This window comes from Aeromonas sp. HMWF015 (assembly GCF_963878965.1).
Lineage (GTDB): Bacteria > Pseudomonadota > Gammaproteobacteria > Enterobacterales > Aeromonadaceae > Aeromonas > Aeromonas veronii.
The window spans coordinates 16785-24702 of record NZ_CAWNZT010000378.1 but is presented as its reverse complement, the minus strand read 5'-3'; the positions used below and the strand labels follow the sequence as shown (position 1 = coordinate 24702).

Genomic DNA, 7918 nt, shown 5'->3' with positions numbered 1-7918 from the left:
CATGAAGAACATGAAGGAGAAGAAGAATGTTTAATCCGACCAATATTGAAATGAAGGGCTTCGGCTTCGGATTTAAAGTCGAACAAGTTGAAGAAATCGAAGAAAAACAAGATGAACAGTTTGATGAAGTAGCCACCAGCACTATCGACCCAGAATTCGAATCAGAGATTCGCCGATTCATTCGCTCTTGCTGGGCACACGGCCTCAAGGACGATTGGATTGAAAGTATGAATAAGTCAAAGCCGAATCCCTCAGTAGCAGGCATGACTGGCCTACCGCGTGATGTAGTAGTTGATCTGATGCGTGACGAGCTGAAAGCCGTGGCAGAAATTGCAGAACGTGAGCGAGAACTGGAAGCAGAGCGAATCGGTAAGCTGTATGTCTGACTTTGAAGAAATCGCTGGTGGCTCCCTGCCAGTGATTTACCGTGATCTTGTGGTAGGTCGCTATGATGACACTAGCGAGGTGATGGAATCGATTCCTGAGCTGTTTGGCGTAGAATTGGAGCTGGTGGATTGTTATAGCTACTGGAAGATCGTGCAGACAGACGAACTTGATAGACTTATGAGTGAGTTGATCGATTATTGAACTGATTAGATATTGAACTATTGATCGAAGTGATACTGTGCGCCAGCACTTCGCGAAGCGATTATCCATTAAGTAGTATTATGATCAATACTATTATTATAGTAATAATTATCGCTTCGCGAAGTCGCTACGCGACAATCTTATTTTTTAATACTAATTTATTAATTATTATTAATTGTTAATACTTATCGCCTGACGGCGAAATCGCTAACGCGATAACTGCATTATAATCACGCTTCAAAAAACGGTAAACATTTTCAATCAAAAATAATTTGATAGCTCATATTTCAATCAATCGTCAACCTTTGTTTATTGTGATGATAATAGCTGTTATCATGACTATATCAAGAACAAGGAGACAGTATGATTTATCAAATCTCAAAACAGATCGGTGATAGCACTGGCCAGCAAACCCCTAATATTTTCCGATCAATCAAATCACTATGCCAGAAACACGCCATCACTCCCACCAGCATTGAATATGAGGTGAAGGACAGCAAACTCCACACCCTGCTTATCAACGATGTGATGTTTACCCGTGGCAAATCAAATCACTGGGAGCGAGTATGACAGAATCAGTTAAAGCGGAGTATTACAATGGCTTGTTCGGTGAAGATTCTGAATGGACTTTCCTCTGCCAAGAGACAGAGTACCGAAACAAGTTTATGCCTAATGAAGATACTTTGTATTTCTTCCACAAGAAACGCCTAATCGATTATTTCATTCAGGAATTCACCGCAAGAGATACCGCGAACCGTTACACACTAAAACAAGACGGTAATAGAGTTTTCTTCACCGACGGTCCACGCAGTATGATCACATTGATTGTCGGTACCAATCACTTCCAATTAGATTTCGATTTCGGTGGAGAACTTGCTTTCAGCGCAGTTTATGAAGCCAGTAATCGTGAACGATCATACTATTGGAAATCTAGCGAGATTATCACCGCACCTGGACTATATAACGCGTTAGATATCATAATGAATCCTATCGCCGCTGATAACTTCAAGTGCTAATGTTTATTGCCCTGTATTATGATGATAATATTAACCTATTGATAACTGAATACCACTTGTGAAAATTACATTATGACTGAGGAATATATCATGACCCATTAATTTAAAAGGAGCTATCGAAATGCCTACTATTCAAATCAAAACCCATAAAGAACTCTCTGAATCTGAAATCATCCGCTTGATCCAAGAAGATATCTTCCATCAGATTCACTTACGTTTTGACAAACTCGAAATACCCACTGGTGGAATCATTGAAACACGTAACGGTTTCAGATTCGAAATCGATCACGGTGATATCCAAGCTATCATGATTTCAAACGGTCATATTTTCTTTCAAGAAGAAGACACGATTGCTAAAGTCATTACCTTCGAAGGTGACAAATTCCGCATTATTGATGAAGAATATCACCCTGCCGTAGTGAGTGAGATTGCCAGTGTTTTGCTCGAAGAGTTCGATCACGCCGAAGGCCAAGAATACTATGACAAAGCGAATCTGACAGACCTGACCAACATTGCATTCATGTTCGGTGAGAAACATCGCTGGGTCACCTCTGAGGCTGTTTATGTCGATGATGCCGACCGCGATTTTAATGTCATTCTTGAAGCAGACGCCCACTTAATCAGTATTCATGCTGGTTTCGAAATTGATGGTTTGTCTCCGTTTAATCGGATCAGTCGTCACTGTGCCCTACCCGCTAAAGCTGCACGACTGGTAATGAAAGACTTTCGTAATGCTTATGCCAGCGTGAAGGGAGTTTAATCATGAAATTGAAAAAACTCTCTGATAAAAAACTGAAACAACTTGCTACTGAGAAATTCATGAAACCGGTAATCGATAGCCTACGTTATATGGGCTATCGAGCCCATAATATCAAGCGTGGCAAAACTGACGGTGTTTATACCTCTGACACTGAATTCGGAATCTTGACAGTTATCCTTGGTAACACTGGTGATATTGAACGTGATATCGGCACAGCGGCATTCACACTGGTAGAGAAAGACTTCCAGATGATGATCGCACTGGCTCATAACGGTAAATTCGAATACCTGTGTCCACCGGATTATCGTCAGCACCTTGTTGAAGAGATCATTAACTCGCTCCATCGCTACTATGAGCCGTCAAAAGAAGCGTGCCAACGTGATAATATTTCACTGACAGATCTCCACAACATGGCATGGATGTTCGGCACCGAGCACCAAGTTGACGCTGACCGCGCTATCGCTGTTAAAGTCGATGGACATATCACTGTTGGTGTTATGGCTAAGGATAACTGGTATTTGATCATGCCTGTTATCGAGGGCGAAGACGAAGATAAGGACGAAGGCTATCGTATTTTCAAGTATGAGGACATGATTGCCCGTGCTGTTGAAGATATCAAATCGAAATGCCGTGAACGTTATGCAGAAGCCCTTGCTAAACAAGTATCTGAACTAATCGAATGATTAAGGCCCCGAAGGGGCCTTTTTCGTTATTGGGATCAATAAACACGTTTTAATACCGGCCATTTTTTACCGACAAAATACAACTTGATATAGAGCTTTTGATTATTACTGGTTCTTGGCACATTAAAATAATCCTCCATATCAAATCGCAATGTTATACTTCCATGTGGCTCAACTCTTCTACCTTGAGAAAAGTCTTGCTCCATAGTGATACTAACAGGTTTAGAGTATTGACTTTTTCGCCACTGTAATTCCCAGTGTTCAGCAGTGATAGGTCTATTAGTCAGATTTCTAATATAAATCTCGTCACCTGTCTTTGGATTATATGAAACATCGATATTGAAATAATTTCGATACAACTCCCATAGCCTCAACAAAGCTAATCCAGTTGATAGCACAGCCCCCCAGATTGCAATCCAATCGTTTTGCATTATTCTTCCTTATGGTAATTTCTGTGCGCTAATCTTTACTTCCTTAAGTGAAGGATTAAATGCACCGGTCAGATATCCTTCACCTTTAGAAACCATGCTTCCCCAGATTACAGCCCAAAAGACTAATGACATAACAAGTACACCAATGTCGGTCGATTCATCAATGGCGATGTCCAAGTTAAAAATACTATAAATCGCCATGACTCCGTAAAATGCAACATTTCTTGCAGAGTTCAACTGTTGCCCATGAAGCCCATCAATTAAACTACTATCAAAAATGTTGATAACTATGAAAAAATTGATAGATGCAATTACTATTGAACCAAAGAATGTTGCTATTCCACGCGGTATGAATTTAACAACAGTCGCACAGATAAAGGTTATTGCTGTGCTCATAGTCAGAGCATATACAACACCGTTTTTTGTAATCTCAGGATCTTGAGTTTGGGCCGATTCGAAGAGTGGAATAGATGAAAGTCCACCAACGATCATTGTTAGCAAACTAATAACAGCCACAGTGGACTGAATAGGAGTTGATTTGAATTCATCCCAGACCCGCTTAATCATGATCACCTCAGTTTACTCAATATTCATAACTGTTGATTTCTAATAAGTAGTATCCCAATAGGTCTGGTATAAGACAAGCAGTAACACCGAAGACTATGACACTATGAATTCAATGATAATCAGCACCAATCAATATCATGTGCTTTTAAGCGTCAAAGCAAGGGATTCCACGCCCACGAACTGTGAGGGATGCACATCTGTGCATCCGCTCAACCCTCAGCACTGGTTACTCCGTCGTTCCTGTCCAATACTCACCGTATCAGCCTGTTCGAGGGTATGCGTTGTGTACAGACTCTTGTTGTTATGGTGTTTGTGTTGCCAGGCTACGGCACAGGAGTCATTGGTCGTGGGCTGGGTCGACTGGCAGCCCTTCAGTTATCGCAATGAACAGCAACAGCTCCGCGGACTGGATGTGGAGCTGCTCAACGCCATCTTCCTGCGGGCCGGTTATCAGGCCAAATTCAGTGAAATGCCCTGGGCTCGCGTGTTGCACGAGCTGAAATTCGGCACGGTTCAACTGGCCATGTCAGCCAATATCACCGCCGAGCGGCAGCAATATGCCCGCTTCAGCCACCCCTATCGGGAAGAGGAGACGGCCATCGTCATCCGTCGGCAAGATGCCGAGCGCTGGCGCGGGATCACCACCCTTGAGCAGTTGATCAACACCCCTGACTTCCATATCGGGGTGCTCAAGGGGTTTGATTACGGCAATACCTTCCGCAAGTTGATGGCAAGGCCCGAGCTGCAGCCTCGCTTACAGATGCGCCTGAGGCTGGATCAACTGCTGAAGATGTTGCAAGGGGGACGGATCCAGGGGTTTATTCTCGATCCCCACGGATTGCAAGAGTGGCAGGGTAAGGATGGCATGCAGGACAAGCTGTATATTCTGCTGCATATCGAACTGACACCGGTTCACCTGATGCTGAGCAAAGAGAGCACCACAGAGGCGCAACTGCAGCGGATCAATCAGGCTATCGATAAATTGAAACAGAGCCCCGACTATCAGCAGATCCTCGATCGCTACCAGTTCAGATCCCTGCATTCACAGGAAAACACTCATAAGTAAGGGGAGCATCTGCTCCCCTTACTGTCTCAAGCAAACCCAATCCTGTCTCAAACAACCCTGGTTGCAACTTGCCAGGACGATTTCGTCATCGATAACGTGATGGGTTAAGCCTGGCTATCAGCGTCCCAGCACAATGTCGGCAAGGTGGGCGAAGTGGTGGATTTCGTGTGTGGCATCGCACTCGCCCGCTTGCCGCGCCGGGTTGTACCAGCAGGTTGCCAGCCCCTGCGCCGCCGCCCCGGCAATATCGGTTTTCGGATTATCCCCCACCATCAGCACCCGCGCAGGATCCGGCTGCCCCATCAGGGAGAGGGTGTGCTGGAAAATAGCTGGCGCCGGCTTGGTCACCCGGATCTCGTCGGAGATCACCAGCGGCTCGAACCACTCGCTCCAGCCCAGTTTGCCGAGCCGCCCCCGCTGAGGCACGCTGAAACCATTGGTGATGATCCCCATCCGCACTTTGCTGCGTAGCTGCTGCAGGGTCTCGACCACCCCTTCGAGAGGCATGCTAAGGGCAATGATCTGCTCCAGAAAGGTGTTGTTCATCGCCATGGGATCGGCGGCAACCTGCTGGGCAAATAGGGAGAAGCGGGTCTGCTGCAACGCCGTTGCATCGATCTCGCCGTCGTTGTACTGCTGCCAGAGCCCGTGGTTAAGGGCGTGGTACTGCGCCATGCTGGCATCATCAGCCTGTACGCCATAGATCTGCAAGGTATGCGTCAGCGCAGAGGCGACCGGAAAATCGAGCAGGGTTTCATCCAAATCGAACAGTACCCAGTCATAGCTTGGTTGTTTCACAGAAATCCTTGTTATCATTCAGATTGTTCAGAGGCTTGGCGACCAACTCTGCCAAGTGGGCTGGCCAGCAGATCTAGCGTGAGACGCACGCCAAAGCCGGTCACTTCGCTGGAGACCACCCCATTGCCCCCCTTGTTGCGAAAACCGCTCAGGTCGAAGTGCAGCCAAGGGGTCTGCTCGGGCACGAAGTGGGCGAGGAAACGGGCCGCATCAATGTGATCCGGCGAACTTCCCGGCGCACACTGCAACAGATCGGCCCACTCGCTTTCGATGTTGTCGTCATAATCGTCATCAAGCGGGAAGGGCCAGACTCGTTCACCGCTGCGCTGACCCAGATTGACCAGTGATGCCATCCATTCGCTGCGATTGGTAAAGACGCCGCTGTAGCGGCTACCCAGCGCCCGTTTGCAGGCCCCGGTCAGGGTCGCGTAATCGAGCAGCAGATCCGGAGTATCCTGCACCGCCATCGCCAGGGTGTCGGCCAATACCATTCGCCCTTCGGCATCGGTATCGACCACCTCGATGGAGGTGCCATTGATGGCAGTCACCACCTCGCCAGGACGATAGGCGTGAGGGCCGATATGGTTCTCGGCAATGGCCAGCCAGCAGTGTACCTCGTAGGGTAGCTGAGCTCGGCTGATGGCGTAGAGGGCCCCCAGCGCCACCGCGCTGCCCCCCATGTCCAGATGCATCCCATACATGCTGCCGGAGACCTTGAGGTTGTAACCGCCAGAGTCGTGGCAGATCCCCTTGCCCACCAACGCAATGCGGCGCACCGGCTTGGGTGGATAGTAGCTGAGCTTGACCATGGCCCCCTGATTGTCTTCCGAGCCACGAGCAACAGCCAGAAACGCCCCCGCCCCCAGCTCGGCCAGCTGCGCCTGATCATAGTGATGGCACTGCCACCCCTCATCTTGCGCCAGCTTGCTGACAAACTCGCGATAGCTGGCGGCCGTCAGCTCGGAGGCAGGCAACACCGCCAGATGGCGAGCCAGCCCGTTGCCCCCCGCTTCGCTGTAAAGGCGTGCCAAGTCCAGCACCACTGCGGGTGAAACCTTGATCTGCTGATAGCTCCAGCTGCTTTCACTGCGGCGCTTGCTGGTGGGCAACGAAATATTGGCGGCAAGCAGGGCCGACAACATCACTTCGGCCAGCATCACTCGCTCGGAGGGAGAAAAACCTTCCAGATGCAGCCCGAGCCGCTCCACATTGAGCCCAGAAAGAGGAGCAATCCAGCCTCTGATCTGTTTATAGAGGCGGTGATCCCGCGTCACACTGCCGGCCACAAACATCACCTGCAACAGGGTATTGCCATGCATCAGGGTAAAGGGCGCTTTTTTCCCCAGCGCAAGCTGGGTCTGGAGACCCGCAAGGGCGGGGAGCGAAAGCAAGGACTCCTTCTGCTCTTCGGCGATCAGCAGCAGTTGCAACGGCAGCCCTTGGGCAAGGGCTTCGGCCAGCGTGGCATCACGGCTTTCAATAGCAGGAGGAAGATAGGTGAAGGGAGTGATCACAGGCGCGTGCCTCATCCATGAAGAGATACCTGATGATACCCAACAAATGGTTGATACGACCAGTTTTGGTCTTGAAAAAGCGTCAGAAATAGCAGCAATCACCAGATGGTGACGAGCATCAAGAAGGATTGTTCAATGATTGGCAATGCAGGAAGGGAACGTACAGAAAGTTGGTTGCGGGGGCCGGATTTGAACCGACGACCTTCGGGTTATGAGCCCGACGAGCTACCGAGCTGCTCCACCCCGCGTCCGAATTGTCACCCCCAAGTCGAGCAGTAGCTTGGTGGCGTTTGTCTGCTTTCGACTGTTTACACAATCGCATGCTGACTAAAAAGTTGGTTGCGGGGGCCAGATTTGAACTGACGACCTTCGGGTTATGAGCCCGACGAGCTACCGAGCTGCTCCACCCCGCGTCCGAATTGTCACCCCAAGCCGAGCAGTAGCTTGGTTGCGTTTGTCTGCTTTCGACTGTTTATACAATCGCAAGCTGACGAA

11 protein-coding genes and 2 tRNA genes are annotated in these 7918 nt (G+C 48.6%); 7 read left to right on the top strand and 6 right to left on the bottom strand.

Annotation, left to right across the window (positions count from 1 at the left end):
- Positions 1-26: 26 nt before the first annotated feature.
- The 6 genes from AACS18_RS19700 (at position 27) to AACS18_RS19675 (ending at position 3047) form a co-directional block, all read left to right on the top strand.
- A complete protein-coding gene (locus AACS18_RS19700; RefSeq protein ID WP_146184798.1) occupies positions 27-386 on the top strand; it encodes a hypothetical protein in 360 nt (119 codons plus the stop codon).
- A complete protein-coding gene (locus AACS18_RS19695; protein WP_108613087.1) occupies positions 379-588 on the top strand; it encodes a hypothetical protein in 210 nt (69 codons plus the stop codon). The genes AACS18_RS19700 and AACS18_RS19695 overlap by 8 nt, the downstream gene beginning before the upstream one ends.
- Before the next feature lie 363 nt (positions 589-951).
- Positions 952-1158 (top strand): hypothetical protein, encoded by a 207-nt coding sequence (locus AACS18_RS19690; protein ID WP_108613086.1) that lies wholly within the window; start codon positions 952-954, stop codon positions 1156-1158.
- Entirely contained in the window at positions 1155-1604 is a 450-nt protein-coding gene (locus AACS18_RS19685; RefSeq protein ID WP_108613085.1) for a hypothetical protein, read from the top strand. Before AACS18_RS19690 ends, AACS18_RS19685 begins: the two co-directional genes overlap by 4 nt.
- Before the next feature lie 121 nt (positions 1605-1725).
- Positions 1726-2364 (top strand): hypothetical protein, encoded by a 639-nt coding sequence (locus AACS18_RS19680; RefSeq protein ID WP_108613084.1) that lies wholly within the window; start codon positions 1726-1728, stop codon positions 2362-2364.
- 2 nt (positions 2365-2366) lie between these two features.
- Positions 2367-3047, top strand: a complete 681-nt coding sequence (locus AACS18_RS19675; RefSeq protein WP_108613083.1) for a hypothetical protein — start codon at positions 2367-2369, stop codon at positions 3045-3047.
- Positions 3048-3082: 35 nt separating this feature from the next.
- On the opposite strand, the gene AACS18_RS19670 is transcribed toward AACS18_RS19675, so the two are convergent.
- Both AACS18_RS19670 and AACS18_RS19665 read right to left on the bottom strand, forming a co-directional pair.
- Positions 3083-3478 carry a hypothetical protein gene (locus tag AACS18_RS19670; RefSeq protein WP_146184797.1) on the bottom strand — a complete coding sequence of 132 codons (396 nt, stop codon included), beginning with the start codon at positions 3476-3478 and terminating at the stop codon, positions 3083-3085.
- Positions 3479-3487: 9 nt separating this feature from the next.
- Positions 3488-4045: a hypothetical protein gene (locus tag AACS18_RS19665; protein ID WP_108613082.1), complete on the bottom strand. Its 558-nt coding sequence runs from the start codon at positions 4043-4045 to the stop codon at positions 3488-3490.
- Positions 4046-4391: 346 nt separating this feature from the next.
- Between AACS18_RS19665 and AACS18_RS19660 the strand changes: the two genes are divergently transcribed.
- Positions 4392-5111: a substrate-binding periplasmic protein gene (locus tag AACS18_RS19660; RefSeq protein WP_108613081.1), complete on the top strand. Its 720-nt coding sequence runs from the start codon at positions 4392-4394 to the stop codon at positions 5109-5111.
- Between the two features lie 117 nt (positions 5112-5228).
- Here AACS18_RS19660 and yjjG read toward each other — a convergent pair whose 3' ends face one another.
- The 4 genes from yjjG to AACS18_RS19640 form a co-directional block, all read right to left on the bottom strand.
- Positions 5229-5909, bottom strand: coding sequence for a pyrimidine 5'-nucleotidase (gene yjjG, locus AACS18_RS19655; protein WP_005333455.1), 681 nt, complete (start codon positions 5907-5909; stop codon positions 5229-5231).
- A gap of 14 nt (positions 5910-5923) precedes the next feature.
- On the bottom strand, positions 5924-7423 hold the full coding sequence (locus AACS18_RS19650) for a M17 family metallopeptidase (protein WP_103251186.1): 1500 nt from the start codon (positions 7421-7423) through the stop codon (positions 5924-5926).
- A 171-nt stretch (positions 7424-7594) separates the two neighbouring features.
- Positions 7595-7671: transfer RNA gene (locus tag AACS18_RS19645), tRNA-Met, on the bottom strand.
- A gap of 88 nt (positions 7672-7759) precedes the next feature.
- Positions 7760-7836, bottom strand: a tRNA-Met gene (locus AACS18_RS19640).
- Positions 7837-7918: the final 82 nt, after the last annotated feature.

What these genes read in the sequence shown, in the direction of transcription:
- AACS18_RS19700 (WP_146184798.1), top strand. Translation starts at nt 27, where the DNA reads ATGTTTAATCCGACCAATATTGAAATGAAGGGCTTCGGCTTCGGATTT.
- AACS18_RS19695 (WP_108613087.1), top strand. Translation starts at nt 379, where the DNA reads ATGTCTGACTTTGAAGAAATCGCTGGTGGCTCCCTGCCAGTGATTTAC.
- AACS18_RS19690 (WP_108613086.1), top strand. Translation starts at nt 952, where the DNA reads ATGATTTATCAAATCTCAAAACAGATCGGTGATAGCACTGGCCAGCAA.
- AACS18_RS19685 (WP_108613085.1), top strand. Translation starts at nt 1,155, where the DNA reads ATGACAGAATCAGTTAAAGCGGAGTATTACAATGGCTTGTTCGGTGAA.
- AACS18_RS19680 (WP_108613084.1), top strand. Translation starts at nt 1,726, where the DNA reads ATGCCTACTATTCAAATCAAAACCCATAAAGAACTCTCTGAATCTGAA.
- AACS18_RS19675 (WP_108613083.1), top strand. Translation starts at nt 2,367, where the DNA reads ATGAAATTGAAAAAACTCTCTGATAAAAAACTGAAACAACTTGCTACT.
- AACS18_RS19670 (WP_146184797.1), bottom strand. Translation starts at nt 3,478, where the DNA reads ATGCAAAACGATTGGATTGCAATCTGGGGGGCTGTGCTATCAACTGGA.
- AACS18_RS19665 (WP_108613082.1), bottom strand. Translation starts at nt 4,045, where the DNA reads ATGATTAAGCGGGTCTGGGATGAATTCAAATCAACTCCTATTCAGTCC.